Source organism: Lactobacillus porci, from assembly GCF_009695985.1.
Lineage (GTDB): Bacteria > Bacillota > Bacilli > Lactobacillales > Lactobacillaceae > Lactobacillus > Lactobacillus absianus.
Window position 1 is genome coordinate 150,192 of the sequence record NZ_VUMX01000001.1, and the last position, 19,197, is coordinate 169,388.

At 52.3% G+C, this 19,197-nt stretch carries 16 protein-coding genes, 1 tRNA gene and 1 pseudogene; all 18 read left to right on the top strand.

Translation table 11 applies throughout. The features are described from left to right. Position 1 precedes the first annotated feature (1 nt). On the top strand, positions 2 to 751 hold the full coding sequence (locus FYJ62_RS00860) for a WecB/TagA/CpsF family glycosyltransferase (protein ID WP_154546887.1): 750 nt from the start codon (positions 2 to 4) through the stop codon (positions 749 to 751). Further along, positions 748 to 1,845, top strand: coding sequence for a glycosyltransferase (locus FYJ62_RS00865; RefSeq protein ID WP_154546888.1), 1,098 nt, complete (start codon positions 748 to 750; stop codon positions 1,843 to 1,845). Before FYJ62_RS00860 ends, FYJ62_RS00865 begins: the two co-directional genes overlap by 4 nt. Before the next feature lie 13 nt (positions 1,846 to 1,858). Next, positions 1,859 to 2,557 carry a glycosyltransferase family 32 protein gene (locus tag FYJ62_RS00870; protein ID WP_154546889.1) on the top strand — a complete coding sequence of 233 codons (699 nt, stop codon included), beginning with the start codon at positions 1,859 to 1,861 and terminating at the stop codon, positions 2,555 to 2,557. Between the two features lie 134 nt (positions 2,558 to 2,691). Then, entirely contained in the window at positions 2,692 to 3,528 is an 837-nt protein-coding gene (nadE, locus tag FYJ62_RS00875; protein ID WP_154546890.1) for an ammonia-dependent NAD(+) synthetase, read from the top strand. Between the two features lie 303 nt (positions 3,529 to 3,831). Continuing rightward, positions 3,832 to 6,501 carry a calcium-translocating P-type ATPase, PMCA-type gene (locus FYJ62_RS00880; protein WP_154546891.1) on the top strand — a complete coding sequence of 890 codons (2,670 nt, stop codon included), beginning with the start codon at positions 3,832 to 3,834 and terminating at the stop codon, positions 6,499 to 6,501. Between the two features lie 364 nt (positions 6,502 to 6,865). Then, positions 6,866 to 7,486 (top strand): annotated as a pseudogene (locus FYJ62_RS00885) (family 1 glycosylhydrolase); the annotation flags it as partial. Positions 7,487 to 7,688: 202 nt separating this feature from the next. Continuing rightward, the gene (locus FYJ62_RS10550) at positions 7,689 to 8,507 is read left to right on the top strand and encodes a hypothetical protein (protein ID WP_195837363.1); all 819 of its coding nucleotides are present in this window, start codon (positions 7,689 to 7,691) and stop codon (positions 8,505 to 8,507) included. 110 nt (positions 8,508 to 8,617) lie between these two features. After that, a complete protein-coding gene (locus tag FYJ62_RS00895) occupies positions 8,618 to 9,088 on the top strand; it encodes a hypothetical protein (protein ID WP_154546929.1) in 471 nt (156 codons plus the stop codon). A 17-nt stretch (positions 9,089 to 9,105) separates the two neighbouring features. Continuing rightward, positions 9,106 to 9,708: an ABC transporter ATP-binding protein gene (locus tag FYJ62_RS00900; RefSeq protein ID WP_154546892.1), complete on the top strand. Its 603-nt coding sequence runs from the start codon at positions 9,106 to 9,108 to the stop codon at positions 9,706 to 9,708. Between the two features lie 39 nt (positions 9,709 to 9,747). Beyond that, positions 9,748 to 10,209, top strand: a complete 462-nt coding sequence (locus FYJ62_RS00905) for a SprT family protein (RefSeq protein ID WP_154546893.1) — start codon at positions 9,748 to 9,750, stop codon at positions 10,207 to 10,209. Positions 10,210 to 10,279: 70 nt separating this feature from the next. Then, positions 10,280 to 10,368 (top strand) — tRNA-Leu (locus tag FYJ62_RS00910). 167 nt (positions 10,369 to 10,535) lie between these two features. Next, on the top strand, positions 10,536 to 11,165 hold the full coding sequence (locus FYJ62_RS00915) for an ECF transporter S component (RefSeq protein ID WP_154546894.1): 630 nt from the start codon (positions 10,536 to 10,538) through the stop codon (positions 11,163 to 11,165). 21 nt (positions 11,166 to 11,186) lie between these two features. Further along, entirely contained in the window at positions 11,187 to 11,831 is a 645-nt protein-coding gene (locus FYJ62_RS00920) for a glycoside hydrolase family 73 protein (protein ID WP_154546895.1), read from the top strand. A gap of 105 nt (positions 11,832 to 11,936) precedes the next feature. After that, positions 11,937 to 14,243 (top strand): DNA helicase PcrA, encoded by a 2,307-nt coding sequence (gene pcrA, locus FYJ62_RS00925; protein WP_154546896.1) that lies wholly within the window; start codon positions 11,937 to 11,939, stop codon positions 14,241 to 14,243. A 26-nt stretch (positions 14,244 to 14,269) separates the two neighbouring features. Further along, a complete protein-coding gene (ligA, locus tag FYJ62_RS00930) occupies positions 14,270 to 16,273 on the top strand; it encodes an NAD-dependent DNA ligase LigA (RefSeq protein ID WP_154546897.1) in 2,004 nt (667 codons plus the stop codon). A gap of 14 nt (positions 16,274 to 16,287) precedes the next feature. After that, positions 16,288 to 17,433: a CamS family sex pheromone protein gene (locus FYJ62_RS00935; protein ID WP_326831969.1), complete on the top strand. Its 1,146-nt coding sequence runs from the start codon at positions 16,288 to 16,290 to the stop codon at positions 17,431 to 17,433. 12 nt (positions 17,434 to 17,445) lie between these two features. Then, entirely contained in the window at positions 17,446 to 17,751 is a 306-nt protein-coding gene (gatC, locus tag FYJ62_RS00940) for an Asp-tRNA(Asn)/Glu-tRNA(Gln) amidotransferase subunit GatC (RefSeq protein WP_206987674.1), read from the top strand. Beyond that, entirely contained in the window at positions 17,751 to 19,193 is a 1,443-nt protein-coding gene (gene gatA / locus FYJ62_RS00945; RefSeq protein WP_154546898.1) for an Asp-tRNA(Asn)/Glu-tRNA(Gln) amidotransferase subunit GatA, read from the top strand. The genes gatC and gatA overlap by 1 nt, the downstream gene beginning before the upstream one ends. The last annotated feature ends 4 nt before the right edge of the window (positions 19,194 to 19,197 follow it).

Here is a 19,197-nt window from a genome sequence, read left to right on the forward strand (position 1 = left end):
AATGGCCAATAGAGCCAAGAGAGCGAAAGTAAACATTCTGGGCGTCAGCTTTGACAAGCTGACCATGCAGCAGTACCAGCAGGAATTCCTGGACCGAATCGACCGCCGCGAGCCAACCATGATCGTGACCGCCAATCCGGAAATCGTGATGACGGCCAAAGATGACGCTGACTACCGCAAGATCATCAATGACGTGGCCGACTACGTTACGGCGGATGGAATCGGGGTGGTCAAGGCCGCGAAGATGCTGGACGAGGAAATTCCGGAGCGGGTAGCGGGCTATGACCTGTTTACCTGGTTCATGAAGCTGGCTGACCAAAAGCGGCTCCGGGTCTACCTGATTGGGGCCAAGCCCGCGGTCATCCAGGCCGTGCAGGCCAAGGTCAAGCAGAATTACCCCGGCATCAAGCTGGTAGGGGCCGAGGATGGCTATTCCAAGGATTCTCTGGACCTGATCGCCGGCAGGATCAAGCAGACCAAGCCGGACATGGTTTTTGCGGCCTTGGGCTTTCCAAAGCAGGAAAAAATGCTGGCCATTCTCAGACGCGAGCAAGTGCCGGCCATTTTGATGGGCGTCGGCGGCAGCTTTGACGTCTTTTCCGGCATGAGCAAGCGGGCGCCAAAGCTGTTTATCGATGCCCACTTGGAGTGGTTCTACCGTCTCCTGCGCGAGCCGACGCGCTTGGGGAGAATGATGATCCTGCCAAAATTCGTTCAAGAAGTCAAAAGGAGCAAGCGCAAGCAAAAATGAAGGTGCTTCATGTCAATGCCGGTCTGGAAAAGGGCGGCGGACTAACTCATATTGTGAATCTGTTGGCGGAGGCCAAGCAGGCCGGCCAGGACTTTGAGCTGCTGGTCTTTGCGGAAGGGCCAGTGGCCCAAGCCGCGCGCGAGCGGGGGATCAAGGTCGCGGTTTTGGGCGCCAGCTCCCGCTATGATCTGTTTTTGCCAGGCCGCTTAAAGAAGTTCATCAATGAAGGCGGCTATGACTTGGTCCACACCCATGGTGCCCGGGCCAACTTGTTTATGAGCCTGGTTCACCGAAAGCTCAAGGCCAAGTGGGCCGTAACCGTCCACTCAGATCCCATGATCGACTTTGAGGGGCGGGGACTGGCTGGCCGGATCTTCACCAAGCTCAATCTGCGGGCCATCAAGCAGGCTGACTGCGTCTTTGCCGTGACCCAGCGCTTCGCCAAGATGCTGGCTGAGCGCGACGGGGTTGATCCAGGCAAGCTGCACGTCATCTACAACGGAATCAATTTCCACACGGAAGCCCAGATTCCAGCCAAGGTGCCGCACCACCACTTTAATTTGATCAATGTTGGCCGCTGCGAGAAGGTCAAGGGGCAGGACCTCTTGATCAGGGCGGTCAAGCAGGTGGACGACCAGCGCTTGCAGCTGCATATTGCCGGCGACGGCAGCCAGCTGGACCAATTGCGCCAGCTCGTGGCCGACTTGGATATGGGCGGACAGGTCTTCTTCCACGGCTTTATGAGTCAAAGCGACCTGCAGGCCCTGTACGCGCAGATGGACTTGGCCGTTTTGTCATCGTATTCGGAAAGCTTTCCCTTGGTCTTGCTTGAGGCCAGCGACAACCTGCTGCCGTTATTGGCCACGGATGTGGGGGACATGCATGAAATGATCCCGGATAAACAGCATGGCCTGATCGCGGAAGTGGGCAGCGTGAATTCTCTGGCGGAGGGTTTGAAGCAGTACCTGCAAAAGTCGCCAGCGGAGCTGGAAGAGATGGCACTTTCGGAAAAAGCCTACCTGTCCGGCCGCTTTTCCCTGCAAAAGCAGCTGGCCAGCATCATGGCGGTCTATCAAAAGCTTGTAAGGCACTAGCATGGTATGATAAATGATTCCAAAAATTATTCACTACGTATGGGTCGGCGGGCAGCCCAAGTCAAAAGAAATTCAAGCCTGCCTTGCTTCCTGGAAGCGGCGCTTGCCGGACTACCAGATCATCGAATGGAATGAAAGCAACATTGACCTGCATGAAAACAAGTACATTGAGCAGGCCTACGCGGCCAAGAAGTGGGCCTTCGTCTCTGACTACGTCCGGGCCAAGGCCCTGGAGCAGCAAGGCGGGATTTATTTGGATACCGACGTCATGGTCCTGACTGATTTTGACGACCTGCTTGGCGACCGGGCCTTCATTGGCTTTGAAAACCAGGATTATCTCAGCGCCGCGATCATCGCTTCAGAGGCCCACCATCCGCTGATGAAAGACATTCTCCACTACTATGACGGCCTGGACTTCACTTTTGACCAAAAGGACCAGATGGCTGGGGTCAACTCCTTGTCCGTCACCGAAATTCTGCAAAAGTACGGGCTGCAGCGGGGAAATTTTGACCAGACTTTAAGGGATGGCATCCACGTCTATCCCGATGGCATTCTCTGCAACCCCTCGCCTGAATCCCGTTCAATCCACCTCTTTACGGGGACCTGGATCGATGGCCGCCAGTCTTGGAAACACGACCTGGTCGTCTTTCTTAAATTACACATCAAGACGCAAAAACAAGCGAAAATTTACTATCGCCTCTTTAGACGTTAGTTTTTTTAAGAAAAAATGCCAAATGACCGGTTTCCAAAACATGGACCGGTCATTTTGGCTATAATAAATAAGAGCTTTTTAGCTGCAAGCTGAAAACGAAGCACGTAATTACGAATTTTGAAAGAGGCACTCAGATGAGAGAACTGCAAAAGAAAATTATTGCTTATGAGCACGTTTTGCCAGAAATCGATCCTAAAGCAGAGATCAGAAAGACCATCGACTTTCTGAAGGGCTACCTGAAGGCCAACCCCTTCTTGAAGTCCTACGTCCTGGGGATTTCCGGCGGCCAAGACTCAACCTTGACCGGGAAGCTGACCCAGATGGCCATCGAAGAAATGCGCGAAGAAACTGGCGACGCTTCCTACAAGTTCATCGCCGTCCGTTTGCCATACGGCGTCCAGGCTGACGCGGCCGATGCCCAAGACGCGGTTGACTTCATCAAGCCAGACGTTGACCTGATTGAAAACATCAAACCAGCGGTTGACGCCTTGGTCAAGACTCTGGAAGACAGCGGCGTCGAGATCACCGACTTCAACAAGGGCAACGTCAAGGCTCGGGAAAGAATGGTCGTCCAATACGCGATTGCTGGCGCCAACGCCGGGGCCGTGGTCGGGACTGACCATGCTGCCGAGAACTTCTCCGGCTTCTACACCAAGTACGGCGACGGCGCGGCTGACCTGACCCCCTTGTTCCGCTTGGACAAGGGCCAGGGCAAGCAGCTTTTGAAAGAATTGGGCTGCCCGGAACACCTGTACCTCAAGGCGCCTACGGCCGACTTGGAAGAAGACCGGCCAGACTTGCCTGATGAAGTGGCCTTGGGCGTGACCTACAAGGACGTTGACGCCTACTTGGAAGGCAAGGAAGTCAGCGCTGAAGCCGCTGACCAGATCGAGAAGCTCTGGAAGAAGAGCGAGCACAAGCGCCACCTGCCAGTCACGATCTTTGACGACTTTTACAAGCAGCAGGACTAATGACTAAAAATGTCCTATTTGGGTTTTAATATACTTTAAAATTAGCAATTTTAGCCCATTTTTGTTGAACTTTTTCAAAAAATAACGGCTATTTTGGATTTATCCAATCAGGTTTGCTTGTTTAAAAATGCTTTTTTTGGTATATTGAAATTGTCATAAGGGAGTAACAGCAAGCTTAGACTTGCGACAAGTCCAACAACCGGAGGCTGCGTTGACCTTCTGGACTTGTCTTAATTCGTGAGACTTATGTGCTTTAATTGAGAGGCACGTAAGTCTCTTTTTTAATCTAAGGAGGTAAATACTTTGGCTAAGAAGTATTACACCCAGGATATCCCGAGCGTCATTGAAGACTTCAAGACCGACGCCAACCGCGGGATCTCTGGGGATGAGGCCGCCAAGCGCCTGGCTGAGCACGGGGCCAACGCTTTGGCCGGCAAGAAGAAGCGTCCAATGTGGGCCCGCTTCATTGACCAGTTCAAGGACTTGATGATTGTCGTCTTGCTGGTTGCCGCCGTTCTTTCCGGGGTCGTCGCCCAGGAATGGACTGACGCGGGCATCATTTTGTTTGTCGTCTTGTTGAACGCCATTTTGGGCGTGATTCAAGAAGCCCGTTCCGAGGCCGCTATTGACGCCTTGAAGAACATGTCCACGCCGAGCGCGAAAGTCCGGCGGGACGGGGCCGTTCAGGAAATTCCGTCAACGGAAGTCGTTCCTGGCGACGTCATCTTGCTGGAAGCCGGGGACGTGGTGCCGGCCGACCTGCGCCTGGTCGTGGCTGAAAGCTTAAAGATTGAAGAAGCAGCCCTGACCGGTGAATCCGTTCCAGTTGAAAAGAGCAACGAAACCCTGCAAGGCGACGATATCGCCTTAGGCGACCGGATCAACATGGCCTACTCCAGCACCAACGTCACTTACGGACGCGGTGAAGGGGTGGTCGTGGCCACGGGGATGGACACCGAAGTCGGCAACATCGCCAAGATGCTGAACAACGCCGATGAAACGGACACGCCTTTGAAGCAGAACTTGAACCAGCTGGGCAAGACCTTGACCTACATGATCCTCGGGATCTGCGTGGTCGTCTTCGTCATTGGGGTTTGGCGCAATCCAACCCATGAGCCAATGAACGCCCTGCTCATTGACATGTTCTTGACGGCGGTGTCATTGGCCGTGGCCGCTATCCCAGAAGGCCTGCCGGCCATCGTGACCATCATCTTGGCCTTGGGGACCCAAACCATGGCTGACCACAAGGCAATCGTCAAGAAGCTGCCAGCCGTTGAAACCTTGGGCGCGACCGACATTATCGCGTCCGACAAGACCGGGACCTTGACCCAAAACCGGATGACCGTTGAAAAGGTCTACTATGACGGCATTCTTCATGAAGCCGCTGATGACATTTCCCTGGACAATCCAGCCATGATTGCCATGCTCCTGGCCAACGATACCAAGATCCAGGATGCTGGGGAGCTCTTGGGCGACCCAACCGAAACCGCCCTGGTGCAATACGGCTTCCACAAGACTTTGCCAGTCATTGACTTCTTGCGTGAGCACCCACGGGTGCAGGAAGTGCCATTTGACTCGGAACGGAAATTGATGAGCACCGTCAACAAGTACGATGGCAAGTTCTTCGTCGCCGTCAAGGGGGCGCCGGACATGCTGCTGGAAAGAGTCAAGTACGTGGACATCAATGGTGAGCTGAGTGAAATCACCGACCAGCAAAAGCAGTCCATTCTTGAGACCAACGACCGGATGGCCAAGCAGGCCCTGCGGGTCTTGGCCATGGCTTACAAGGTTGTGGCCAAGCCATATGATGACCCCACGACCGAAAACGTTGAGCAGGACCTGATCTTTGCCGGCTTGGTCGGCATGATCGACCCTGAACGTCCAGAAGCCAAGAAGGCGATTGCTGAAGCCCACCAGGCCGGCATCCGGACCATCATGATCACTGGTGACCACCAAGTAACGGCGCAAGCCATTGCTGAGCGCTTGGGCCTGATTGAAAAGGGCCGCGACAGCGAAGTCATTACTGGCGCTCAATTGGACAAGCTCAGCGATGACTACTTCACCAAGCATGTTGGCGACTACTCAGTCTATGCCCGCGTTTCTCCTGAACACAAGGTCAGAATCGTGAAGGCATGGCAGGCCAACGGCAAGATCGTGGCCATGACCGGTGACGGGGTCAACGACGCGCCAAGCTTGAAGCAGGCCGACATCGGCGTCGGCATGGGGATTACCGGTACGGAAGTCTCCAAGGGGGCCGCAGACATGGTCCTGGCTGACGACAACTTCGCGACAATTGTCGAAGCCGTCAAGCAAGGGCGGAAGGTCTTCGCCAACATTCAAAAGGCTATCTTGTACCTGATGAGCTGCAACGTCGGCGAAGTTTTGACCGTCTTCTTGATGACCCTGCTGGGCTGGGACGTTTTGAAGCCAGTGCAGCTGCTGTGGATCAACCTGGTGACTGACACCCTGCCAGCCATTGCCTTGGGCGTTGAGCCAATTGAAAAGGGGATTATGGCTAGAAAACCGCGGGGGAAGAATTCCAACTTCTTCTCCGGCGGCGTGGCCAGCTCCATTGTCTACCAAGGGATTCTTGAAGGGGCCTTGGTCCTGGTCGCTTACGGTCTAGGCCTGCACGCCGTGCCACATGGCACCAACCCGCATGAAGACGCCTTGACCATGGCCTTCTTGACCTTGGGCTTGATTCAGCTCTTCCACGCCTTCAACTCGAAGTACGTCAAGCAATCGGTCTTCCAAAAGAACACCTTTGCCAACAAGTGGTTCAACATTGCCATCCTGGTTTCGGCCTTGGTGATGGCGGCCGTTGAATTGCCATTCCTGACCAAGGTCTTTGCCGTATCCGAACTGAACCTCGACCAGTGGGGCGTAGTTCTGGGCATGGGCGTTTTGATGATCCTGATCGTGGAAAGCGTCAAGTTCTTTGAAAGAAAAGCTGACGCGCGTAGCAAGCAATAAAGAGGATTAACTTAAGAATGCCTGGACGTGAGTCCAGGCATTTTTGCGTGAAAAGGCAAGCTGCGATTGCGGTTTTGCATCTAGCTTGCTCTTTGCCTATAATTAACAGATAACGGGCAGATAATTCAATGCCAATCAGCTTATTGACAAAGAGTCTCTGTTAGCGCTAACATATGACCGTAGAAATGAGGAAAGTGTTGACACCGGTTACAGAATCCGCGATCATAATAATCGTTAAGTACGTGTTACTGTTAAATCAGGCATGAGTCTATCAATGAATATTTCTGGCGACTGCGATGAAAATAGCCAGCAATGTTTGTGGTAGGCTCTTTTTTGACTTAACTTAGAGTGAGGCGTGTTACTTGGGGAATACCCGACTTACAAGCTTTTGGACTATCAGCGCCAAGGTATTGTCCTGCCAGAAGAAGCCGGCGATCAAGAGCTGCTCAAAAAAGGGGTCTGCGACTTTTTGTCCTTCTCCTGCTATGGGTCAGCCACTTACACGACCCACGAAGATGCCTTGATCGGCCAAGGCAATGGGGCCAATGGCGCTGGCCAGGCGGCTAACCCATACCTCAAGACTAACGCCTGGGGCTGGGGGACCGACCCGCAGTGCCTTCGCCTTGCTCTGAACATTTTTAACAACCGCTATCACTGCCCGCTCTTCTGTGTAGAAAATGGGATTGGCTGGAACGACCAGGTGGAAGACGGGACGGTCCACGACGACTACCGGATCGACTACATGCGGGTCAACATCCAGTCCATGAAGGACGCCGTTGAGCTGGATGGGGTGGACCTGATGGGCTACCTCTACTGGGGGTGCGTGGACATGGTGTCAAACGGCGAAGGCGAGATGGCGAAGCGCTACGGCCAGATCTACGTCGACGCCGACAACCACGGCCAGGGCAGCTTCCAGCGGTCGGTCAAGGATTCCTACTACTGGTATCAAAAGGTGATCGCTTCAAACGGTGAAGATTTGAAATAAGACAAAGCAAGTGCTGGGGCACTTGCTTTTTTTGATAATCAAAATATTCGCAAGTGCAAGCTTAACAATAACATTTGGTATATATTGCTCTGCTAGTGAAAATATATTGACAATCAAAGAGATATGATAATACTTATAAGTGAAATCAGAATAGTCTTATCATTAGATTAATATCTGAATTGGATTACAGTGAAAGGGAAAAATGTTAACTAAAACTAAAAAGTTATTCTTTATAGCAGCTGCTAGTTACTTGCTAGTTATCGTAGGGCAAACCGGATATGCAATCTATGACAATCTACCGGTATCAAAAAGTAATAATTATGCCTTTGACTATTTGTTTGATATGGTACAACACGATGGAGCAAATGAAACTACAATTGGAGAAATTGCAATTTATTTGCTAGTGCCTATGATTGGAGCGGCTTTGGCTATATATATCAAGAATAGTCATGAGCTGTATAGTATTGTTTCACGAATTGGTTGGAGTCGCTTTTTTAGGAAAAGTATCAAATATACTTTTTGGAGTGCGGTTATTCTTTATTGGTTGGGCTGTCTACTTGAAATGTTGATAATCAATATTTTCTACCATCCCTTTGTATACCAACCATTTGCACGAGATATTTTGATCCGTGGAGATGGCTATTTCTCATTGAATAATGCAGTTAATCTGTTGATCAAGACCACTCTAAATGGATTTGGTTGGGGAATTTTTGCGCTTTTTATTTTTAGCCTGGCCTTGTTTGTTAAGAAAAACAGTCTGTGTTTCTGTCTAGGGCCGATTGTTGGTTATCTTATAACAATTCTAGGATATCTTGTGGAAGATATCGGCGGGACTGTATGTGTCATTTCAAACATTTGGGATATTGTGAATATCATGAATCCAATAGAGAAGAACATCATGGTAGAAAATCCATTACCAGCAATCTATTATCTAAATTACGCGACGACCGCTATTTTCTATCTTACGTTGACGGCTGTGCTGTTAAGAATTTGGTACATGAAAAATGTTGAAAGAGGCTAGTTATGCTAAAAATGAGATACCAGCGTTTGATTGCCGTGACACTCTTTTTAGACTTCGCGGTCAGCCTGTGGTGCGGCCTGCAGTTTGCGATGATTAGCGGAGAGGGCGAGATGCCAATGTATTATCTGAATTCCAACTTGACCAGCTTGTACATTCAGCCAGGTCTAACTGTCGTGGCTGCCTTCCAAATTCTCTCTTTCCGTTCGATTCGGTCGCTTCTGGCTCCTCGCGGCAAAATGGATTTCTTTGACCAGCGCCTGGCCCAATTGCTTTTCTTGGACTTGGTCATCTACCTTGTTTTCTCCATTGTGCCATATTTCTTTGGCAAGAATCCCTGTTTTCGCTATGGGCCGGCTTGGAAGGGGATTCTCTTGCTCTTGCTGCATTATCTGCTGTTCATTGCCTGTTTCATGCTGATCTTGTTCTGCATCAAGATCAAATATCCTTTCTTGATTATCATCTTTGCCAGCGTTTTGCCGATTCTTTACCACTATGGGCTGGAGAAGACTTGGCTTTTGCCAAAATATGCTAATATTTATGACCCACTCTGGCGGGCCATCCACCACATGTATATACTCTAAGTCGAGGAGGAGTTTGTATGTTGAAAGTATCACATGTTAAGAAGAGCTTTAAAAAATTAGCCGTCTTAAAGGATATTTCTTTAGAGACCCAAGATGGTGAACTGATCCACATCTCTGGGGTCAATGGCTGCGGGAAGTCTACCTTATTTAAGATCATTGTCGGCATCTTAAAAGCTGACAGCGGGGAGATCCACACTGACAAGGATGACTACCTTGGCGCCTTGATCGAAAATCCTGGTTTTATCGAATATGAAACTGCCTGGGACAACTTGATCTTTTTAGGCCACTTCAACCACCGCTTCCAGCCTGAAAAGACCCGGGATTTGCTCAAGGCCTTTGACCTAGATCCGGATAACCCGCAAGCTGTCGGCAATTACTCAGTCGGGATGCGGCAAAAGCTGGGGATCACCCAAGCCGTAATGGAAGACCAGAACATCATCCTCTTGGATGAACCAACCCGGGGAATCGACAAGGAAGGGGTGCAGCAGTTCGTCAATCTGCTGGAGCAGCTGCGCCGGGAAAACAAGACCGTTATCGTGGCCAGCCACGACGAAATCCCTGGCCTGGTCTATGACCGACGCTTAAGAATGAAAGACGGTATCTTGCTGGATGAAGAGTAAAAGCTGGTTTTTCCCGCAATAGGAGGCTACAATAGTTCCATGATTAATGAACAAGAATTGCAGCAGCTGGTTGAGGAAATTTCCCTGGAATCCTTCGGCCGGCCCTTTCGCCATCAGGCGAGAATCAACCGCCGCTTGAAAACTACCGGTGGCCGCTACTTGCTGGCCAGCCACCAACTGGAATTTAATCCGCTTTTTCTTAAGGAAGAAAACCTGCATTATCTGCCGGGCATCATCAAGCATGAGCTGACCCACTATCACCTGCACTTGCTGGGCCTAGGCTACCGGCACAAAGATCATGACTTCAAGGTCCTCTTAAAGCGGGTAGGGGGGTCACGCTACGCGCCAAATATTGGCCGGGGCCGCCGGCAGCAGCGGAAGTACCTCTACCAGTGCCAAAAGTGCTGCCTGAAGTATCCCCGCGTGCGGAAAATCAATACCCGCCGCTATTTCTGCGGCCGCTGCGGTGGCCAGTTGCGCCTGGTGGAGCACTTGAACTAGCCCCTGGTCAAGAAAAAATCTCCCTAGCCCTTGCACATTTTATAAGACATGGTATACTAATACTTGTGTCGCGGGCTTGGCGGAATTGGCAGACGCGCAAGACTAAGGATCTTGTGACCGCTTTAGGTCGTGGAAGTTCAAGTCTTCTAGTCCGCACCATTAGGGAGTCGTTGGAAAACGGCTCCTTTTTTGTGTCTATTTTTTAGGCCTTTTATATGCAGATTCCTTTATGTTATAGTATTCTCGTGAGTATCATCAAGCAAATATAAAACTAGTGTACATATATAATTAAAAGCAAAGGAATCAGAGGATAGGAATCTAGAAATATGAATAATTCTGCTAAGAGGAAGCAAACCCTTAATGTGACGATTACAGCAGTCTTTACGGCAATTCTGCTGCTGGAGGCCTTTATTCCCAATATCGGGAACATCACCATCTTTCCAGGCCTGCCGACGATCACCATCATCCCCTTGACGGTAGCGGTCTATGCCTGCCTGATGGGGCCAAAGGCTGGTGCCGGCTTTGGTCTGGCCTGGGGCTTGACCAGCTTGATCCGGGCCTACGCGGCTCCAAACAGCCTGGTGACCATCCTGCTGTTTCAAAATCCGGTCATCTGTCTTTTGCCCCGGGTCTTGGCCGGCTATCTGGCCGGCTTGATCATTTTGCCTTTTAAAAAGCAGACTAAGACAGACAAAGGCTTGATTGCGGGTTATACTTTGAGTGGATTGACTGCTTCCATTGCCAACACCCTCTTGGTCATCCTGCTGTCAGCCGTCTTTTACTGGAACGACCCGGGCAAATTGCTCGGGGCCTTAGGCCAAAGCGGATCAAGCAAGTCGTTGCTGATCGTTTTGCTGACGGCGCTTGGGGCCAGTGGGACAGTGGAAGCCCTCTTCAGCGGAATCGTGACGCCGATTGTCGCCGCGCCGCTTAGCCACCGCTTAAAGCGCAGATAGAAACAGGAAATGAATGATTAAATGGCAGCACACAGAAAAAAGAACAAGCAAACGCTGATTATTTTGGTCAAAGTCTTCGGGATTCTGGTCATTTGCATGGCGCTCTTCGTCGGCTTTCGCTACTACCGCCGCCAGGCCATCCAGCAGGAGCAGATCCGCCAGGAGCAGCAGGCCCAAAAGGAAGCAGCCGAGAAGCTGGAGCGCCAGCGCAAGCAGTTTATCAAGACCATTGCTCCCGTAGCCCAAAAGGTGGACAAGTCCTATGACCTCTTGCCGAGCATCACGATTGCCCAGGCCTGCCTTGAAAGCAACTATGGGCAAAGCCAGCTGGCCCAGAAATACAACAACCTTTTTGGGGTTAAGAGCAGCAACAAGTATACTTCCGCGGTCATGACGACCAAGGAATATACCAATGGCAAATGGGTCACGGTCAAGGGCCGCTTTCAGATCTATGACTCTTATGAGGCCGCCATCCGGGCTCATGCCCGCCTCTTCCAGAATGGGACGGACTGGAACAAGGACCAGTACAAGGACGTCAAGGCAGCCAAGGACTACAAGAGCCAGGCCAAGGCCCTGGTAACCGATGGCTACGCGACTGATCCGGACTACGCGACCAAGCTGATCGACCTGATTGAGCAGTACAAGCTGAACCAGTACGACCAGTAAAATACAGAAAAGCAGCAAGCGAAAACGACAGCTGCCGGCTGAGCCGGCGGCTGTTTTTTGCTATAATAGGTGAGCTGATATTTTTCGATTTGGAAAGGAACACGCATGACTGAAGCAACGATTTTACAAGGATTGAATCCGCAGCAAGTAGAAGCCGTCAAGACGACTGAAGGTCCACTCTTGGTAATTGCCGGGGCGGGAAGTGGCAAGACTTCCGTATTGACCCGCCGGATTGCCTACTTGGTTGAAGAAAAGAGGGTCGCTCCTTGGAATATCCTGGCCATCACCTTTACCAACAAGGCCGCGGCCGAAATGCGGGAAAGAGAGCTGGGGCTGCTGGGCGAAGACGCGCGCTCCATCTGGATGTCCACCTTCCACGCCCTCTGCGTCCGCGTCCTGCGCCGGGACGGGGACCAGATCGGCTATGACCGCAACTTTTCAATTGCCGACCCGTCCGAGCAATTGACCTTGGTCAAGCGGATCCTGCGCCAGCTGGACCTGGATCCCAAGCTTTACGTCCCAAGAAACGTCCTGTCCCAAATTTCCAACGCCAAAAACAGCCTGCTGAAGCCAAAGCAGTACGCCGAAATTGCCCGCGGGCCGTTTGAAAAGGTAGTGGCAGACGTCTACAAGCAGTACCAGGCCAGTCTGGAGCGCGACCAGATCATGGACTTCGATGACCTGATCATGCAGACCCTGGAACTGTTCAAGTCCAACCCAGAGACTTTGCGCTACTACCAGAACAAGTTCCGCTATATTCTGGTAGATGAATACCAGGACACCAACGAGGCCCAATACGAGCTCTGCCGCCTGCTGGCTGCCGGCTATCACAACATCTGCGTAGTCGGGGATGCCGACCAGTCCATTTACGGCTGGCGCGGGGCCAATATGGAGAACATCCTCAACTTTGAAAAAGACTACAAGAACGCCAAGACGGTCAAGCTGGAGCAGAACTACCGGTCAACCGGCCACATCTTAAAGGCTGCCAACGCCGTAATTGACCACAATGAGCACCGGAAGGCCAAAAGACTGTGGACTGACAAGGGCGACGGGGAAAAGGTCCACTACTACCAGGCCCAAAGCGACCGTGACGAAACCCACTACGTCTTGTCCAAGATCAAGGAAGAGGTCAAGGACAAGGGCAGAAAGTACGGCGACTTTGCCATCCTCTACCGGACCAACGCCCAGTCCAGAGGGATGGAAGAAGCACTGGTTGAAGCCAACGTCCCTTACCAGATCGTCGGGGGCCACAAGTTCTACGACCGCAAGGAAATCATGGACGTCATGGCCTACTTGAAGCTGGTAGCCAATCCAAGCGACTCAATGAGCTTCAACCGGATCATCAACGTGCCAAAGCGGGGCATCGGGGCGGCAACGACCGCCAAGCTGCTGGCTTTCGCGGATCAGATCAATTGCGGGATCGGCGAAGCCATGCGCAACGTGGAGGTCTCTGAGGTCTCCAATGCCGCGGCCAAGAAGATTCTGGCCTTCAGCGACCACCTGCAGGACTGCATTGAGTTTGCCCAGGACCACACGGTAACCGACCTGACGGCCAAGATCCTGAACGACTTTGGCTACTTGGACGACCTTAAGCAGCAAGAGGCCCAAGGATCTTTGGAAGCTGAAACCCGCCTGGACAACTTGAAGGAATTTACGACCGTCACCCAGCGCTTTGACAGCGGCTATGAGCCAGAAGATGAAGACGCCAGCCGCTTGAGCGACTTCTTGGCGGAAGTTTCACTGCTGAGCGACCAGGACGACCTGGAAGAAGGGGCCGACCATATTACTTTGATGACCCTGCACGCGGCCAAGGGGCTAGAGTTCCCGGTCGTCTTCTTGATCGGGATGGAAGACGGGATCTTCCCGCTTAACCGCGCCATCAACGATGAAGATCCAAGCCAGCTGGAAGAAGAGCGGCGGCTGGCCTATGTGGGGATTACCCGGGCCAGAGAAGAGCTCTTTTTGACTTCGGCCTACACCAGAATGATGTACGGGAGCAAGCAGTACAACCCGCAGTCCCGCTTTATCGGCGAAATCAATGATGAGGACCTGGAAACAGAGGCTGGGTCAGCGCCAAGCAAGTCTGCCGCTTCCAGCTTCCTGGACCTGGACATCGCAGCCGCTGCCCCATTTGCCAAGCGGGCCCAGCGGGCTGGCTACGCCAGCTACAAGTCCCAGCCAAAGGGCACGGGGCAGGCAGCCAAGCGGACGGCCCAAAAGGCCGCTGGGGCTGTCGGCGCGGAAAAGAAGGGCTGGCATCCGGGCGACCAGGTTGAGCACAAGACCTGGGGCCGGGGCGTGGTCATCAAGGTCAATGGGACCGGCGAAGACATGGAATTGGACATTGCCTTTGCCTCTAAGGGCAAAAAACGGCTTCTGGCTGCCTTTGCCCCAATTAAGAAGGTTGACTGATTCATGACGATTAGCGAGGAAGAATAATGGCTGAGACTTTAGAAGAAGCAAAAAAAGAAGCAGCTGCCTTGCGCAAGCAGCTGGATGAATGGGCGGAAGCTTACTATGCCAAGGACGCGCCGGAAGTTGAAGACTATGTCTATGACCAAAAGTACCAGCGGCTTCTGGATCTGGAAAATGCTTTTCCAGCCTTGCGAAGCAGCGACTCCATCACGCAGAGGGTTGGCGGCAGCGTCAACAGCGACCTGCCCAAGGTTGAGCACCCAGTGCCGATGCTGTCCATGGGCGACGTCTTTTCCAAGGAAGAGCTGCGGGACTTTGACCAACGGATGCAAAAGGCGGTTGGCCATCCAGTAGCCTACAATGTCGAATTGAAGATCGACGGTCTGTCTCTGTCTTTGGAATACCAAGACGGCAAGCTCTTCAGGGCTTCAACGCGGGGCAATGGCCGGGTCGGCGAAGACGTGACGAGCAACGTCCGCTACATCAAGGATATCCCCCAGACTTTGCCCCAGAAGCTGACGACCGAAGTCCGGGGCGAGTGCTACATGGGCAAGGAAGCCTTTGCCAAGCTTAACCAGGAGCGCGACGACCAGGGAGAGACGGTTTTTGCCAATCCAAGAAACGCGGCGGCGGGCTCTTTGCGCCAGCTTGACCCCAAGGTGACCAAGAAGCGGCAATTGAGCACCTTCATCTACACCTGGGTCAACCCGCCAGAGGGCATCAGCAGCCAGCACCAGGCCATCCAGGAGCTGGCTAAGCTGGGCTTTCACACCAATGAGACTGGCCGCAAGCTGGCCAGCCTGGAAGAAGTCTTTGACTATATCGATGAATACACCAAAAAGCGCGACAGCCTGGTCTACGGAATTGACGGCATCGTCTTGAAAGTCGACGACCTGGCCCTCCAGCAGGAACTGGGCAACACGGTCAAGGTCCCAAGGTGGGAAATTGCCTACAAGTTCCAGCCTGAAGAGGAGGAGACCATTGTCCGCGACATTGAATGGACCGTCGGCCGGACTGGCGTCGTCACGCCAACGGCCGTCATGGATCCAGTCCAGCTGGCTGGCACGACGGTTGCCAGAGCCTCCCTGCACAACCCAGACCTCTTGCAGAAGCTGGGAGTCAGACTGGGCGATACGGTCAAGCTGCACAAGGCCGGGGACATCATTCCGGAAATTTCGGAAGTCGTCTTGAGCAAGCGGCCAGCGGATTCAAAGGAATACGAAATTCCGGCCGAGTGTCCTTCCTGCGGCCACAAGCTGGTCCACCTGAACGATGAAGTAGCCCTGCGCTGCATCAACCCGTCCTGCCCGGCTCAAGTTGAAGAAGGGATCACCCACTTTGCTTCAAGACAAGCGATGAACATTGCGGGGCTTGGCCCCAAGATCGTCAAGCAGCTGATTGACAAGGGCCTGGTTCACAACGTGGCTGACCTGTACTATCTGACCGCGGATGACTTGAGCCAGCTGGACCACTTCAAGGAAAAGTCCATCAACAAGCTGCTGGCGGCAATCGCGGCCAGCAAGCAGAATTCGGTCGAATTGCTCCTGTTTGGTCTGGGGATTGACGGCATCGGCGGCAAGGTGGCCCAACTGATTGCCCAGAAATTTAAAAATATGTCTAAAATCATGCAGGCAAGCGTGCAAGATCTGACCGCAATCGATACAATAGGGATGACGATTGCTGAATCTTTGACGGCCTACTTCAAGCAGGCGGAAGCGCAAGCACTGGTTGACCAGCTGCGGCAAGCCGGAGTCAACATGGACTACCTGGGGCCAGCAGCACCAGAAGCGGCCGCGGACAACTTCTTCAAGGGCAAGACCGTGGTCCTGACCGGGAAACTGGCCCACTACACCAGAAGCGAGTTCACCAAGAAGCTGGAAACGCTTGGAGCCAAGGTGACCGGCTCAGTTTCCAAGAAGACGGACTGTCTGATTTACGGCGAAGATGCCGGATCCAAGCTCGCCAAGGCCGAGAAGCTGGGCATTCAGCGCCTGAGCGAAGCGGAAGCAATCTCTGAGATCGAGTAGAAGGACACAAGACAGTGAAGAAATTTATACAAGCGTTAGGATTGGCCGGCTGCGTTTTGCTGCTGACCGCTTGTGGCAACCTGAAGAATTCAGACCTGGCAAGCAATTCAACCACTACGACGACTAAAAGCAAGAAATATTCGACGACTTCCACCATCGAAGGCGGCTACTCCGTGCTTTTGAAGAAAGGGGTCTACAAGACCAGTCCCATCTCTGGCCTGGAGGCCACCAACTATGACAATAGCGTTGACGAGACCGCGATGGAGCGCGGCTTGATCCGGATTTCCAAGAAGGTCTTTTCAACCAAGAGCTATGTCATTCAAGAAGGGCAGCAGCTGGACGAAAACACGGTTACGGACTGGCTGGGACGCTATTCTAAGTCCAACAAGACCGGCCTCAACCCGGTCAACAACGGCAAGAAGAGCTCCAGCACGCGCAACCCAATCATCCTCCAGCAGATTATGGAAGAGGACTTCTACACCAAGACCGCCAGCGGCTACAAGCTGGCCGGCATCAGCCTCAGCCTGGGCCTGAACTCAGTTGACTACTACACCAACACGACTGGCGGGACGGAATACAGCACTGACGTCTCCTTAGCCAAGCGCCGAAGCTTTGGGCAAAAGACGGCCAATACGATCGTTGAGCGCCTGCACGCCAAGAAGAAGCTGAAGAATATCCCAATCATGGTTGGTCTCTTCTCCAAGACCGATACCGACTCATTAGTTGGGGGAACTTACTTCTCTTATGGGACAGCTAGTGCAAATAGTAGTAAAATAACTAAATGGAATTCTGTGAATGAAAAGACACAGGTTTTACCGACTGTAGACAATGCTAAGGCCATCAGTGCCAGCGATGAATCGAAGTTCAACAGTTTCAAGGATGAAATCGAAGACTACTTCCCGAACGTTTCCGGCGTGACCGCGACCTTGCGGTATGTGGACGGGAAACTGTCTTACGAGAGCATCGCGATTACGACCCAGTTCTATGGCTACCTGCAGGTACAGAGCTTCGCGGAAATGGTCAAGACCAGAGCCCAGAAGTATCTGTCGCAGAACGCTCCGGTCGAAATCACCATTTCTTCAGTCAACGACACGCAAGCGGTCGTCTCTAAGGAAACGGCAACTGGCGCTTATCACATGCACGTTTATGGCGGTAATTAGGGAGGTACATAAGTGGAAAAGGTAACTAAAGATACCATCAAGCACGTTGCTGCTTTGGCACAGCTTGAATTTAACGAGGAAGAACTGGAAAAGTTCACCCCGCAAATGGGCAAAATTTTGGAAATGGCAGAAGAACTGCAAGCAGTTGACACTACTGGCGTTGAAGAAACCGTACAAGTAGTCGACCGGGACACCGTCTTCCGTGAAGACGAGCCTGAACATTGGCAAACTCGCGACGAAATGATGAAGAACGTTCCTGAAAAGAGCAACGGCTTTGTCAAGGTACCTGTAATTATCAATAAGGACGATAACCAATAATGAACTACTTACACGAAACAATTGATTCTTTAAACGACAAGTTGAAGAAGGGCGAAATCACCGCCGACCAATTGACTGCGGACACGCTCGCCAACATTAAGAAGACTGAAGACAAGGTCAATGCCTTCATTACGGTTGATGAAAATGCCAAGCCAGCCGAAGACCTGAACTTTGACAACAAGCTGGCCGGGATTCCAATCGCCGTTAAGGACAACATCATCACCAACGGCCTTAAGACTACGGCTGCCAGCCACATCCTGGACAACTTCGTGCCAGTTTACGAATCAACGGTGGTAGGCAAGCTGAAGGCTGCCCAAGCTACGGTGATCGGCAAGACCAACATGGACGAATTCGCCATGGGTTCATCAACTGAAACCTCATACTTTGGCGACACCAAGAACCCTTGGAACTTGAACAAGGTTCCTGGCGGTTCATCTGGTGGTTCAGCTGCGGCCGTTGCTTCCGGTGAAGTCGTTGCTGCCCTTGGGAGCGACACTGGTGGCTCAATCCGCCAGCCAGCTTCCTTCAACGGGATCTTCGGGATTAAGCCGACTTACGGCCGCGTATCCCGTTGGGGGCTGATTGCCTTTGCTTCATCTTTGGACCAAATTGGCGTAATGAGCAAGCGGGTTAAGGACTCAGCTGAAGTCTTGAACGTCATCGCTGGCGGCGACGACCGCGACGCGACCGTTTCCGAGCAAGCCGTTCCTGACTACACGAGCTTTTTGGGCAAGGACGTCAAGGGTCTGCGCGTAGCCGTTCCTAAGGAATACATGAGCGATGCCGTTGAAGAAGGCGTCCGCAAGGCCGTGCAAAAGCAGATCGACACTTTGAAGGAAGCCGGCGCGGTCATCAACGAAGTCTCATTGCCACACACCAAGTACGTGGTGCCAACTTACTACATCATCGCTTCCAGTGAAGCTTCATCAAACCTGGAACGCTTCGACGGGATCCGCTACGGTTTCCGGGCTGAAGCCAAGAACCTGGACGAAGTCTACCTGAACACCCGCTCAGAAGGCTTTGGCGATGAAGTCAAGCGCCGGATCATGCTGGGGTCATTTGCCCTGTCAGCCGGTGCCTACGACAAGTTCTTCCTGCAGGCGGCCAAGGTTAGAACCTTGATCTGCGAAGACTTCGACAAGATCTTTGAAGACAATGACGTGATCGTTGGGCCAGTTTCAACGGAAACCGCCTTCGACTTAAACTCAGAAATCACTGACCCAATCAAGATGTACAACAACGACATCCTGACCATTTCAGCCAACATGGCTGGTATCCCAGCTGCCAGCGTGCCAGCCGGCTTGAGCGAAACCACCGGCATGCCTGTTGGCTTCCAAATCATGGGCAAGCGCTTCGACGAAGGTCACGTCTTCCAAGTCGCCGACTTCATCGAACGCAGCAACAAGTTCTACGAACAAACACCAGCTGGATTGGAGGATTAATTTA

What these genes read in the sequence shown, in the direction of transcription:
- FYJ62_RS00860 (WP_154546887.1), top strand. Translation starts at nt 2, where the DNA reads ATGGCCAATAGAGCCAAGAGAGCGAAAGTAAACATTCTGGGCGTCAGC.
- FYJ62_RS00865 (WP_154546888.1), top strand. Translation starts at nt 748, where the DNA reads ATGAAGGTGCTTCATGTCAATGCCGGTCTGGAAAAGGGCGGCGGACTA.
- FYJ62_RS00870 (WP_154546889.1), top strand. Translation starts at nt 1,859, where the DNA reads ATGATTCCAAAAATTATTCACTACGTATGGGTCGGCGGGCAGCCCAAG.
- nadE (WP_154546890.1), top strand. Translation starts at nt 2,692, where the DNA reads ATGAGAGAACTGCAAAAGAAAATTATTGCTTATGAGCACGTTTTGCCA.
- FYJ62_RS10550 (WP_195837363.1), top strand. Translation starts at nt 7,689, where the DNA reads ATGTTAACTAAAACTAAAAAGTTATTCTTTATAGCAGCTGCTAGTTAC.
- FYJ62_RS00895 (WP_154546929.1), top strand. Translation starts at nt 8,618, where the DNA reads ATGCCAATGTATTATCTGAATTCCAACTTGACCAGCTTGTACATTCAG.
- FYJ62_RS00900 (WP_154546892.1), top strand. Translation starts at nt 9,106, where the DNA reads ATGTTGAAAGTATCACATGTTAAGAAGAGCTTTAAAAAATTAGCCGTC.
- FYJ62_RS00905 (WP_154546893.1), top strand. Translation starts at nt 9,748, where the DNA reads ATGATTAATGAACAAGAATTGCAGCAGCTGGTTGAGGAAATTTCCCTG.
- FYJ62_RS00915 (WP_154546894.1), top strand. Translation starts at nt 10,536, where the DNA reads ATGAATAATTCTGCTAAGAGGAAGCAAACCCTTAATGTGACGATTACA.
- FYJ62_RS00920 (WP_154546895.1), top strand. Translation starts at nt 11,187, where the DNA reads ATGGCAGCACACAGAAAAAAGAACAAGCAAACGCTGATTATTTTGGTC.
- pcrA (WP_154546896.1), top strand. Translation starts at nt 11,937, where the DNA reads ATGACTGAAGCAACGATTTTACAAGGATTGAATCCGCAGCAAGTAGAA.
- ligA (WP_154546897.1), top strand. Translation starts at nt 14,270, where the DNA reads ATGGCTGAGACTTTAGAAGAAGCAAAAAAAGAAGCAGCTGCCTTGCGC.
- gatA (WP_154546898.1), top strand. Translation starts at nt 17,751, where the DNA reads ATGAACTACTTACACGAAACAATTGATTCTTTAAACGACAAGTTGAAG.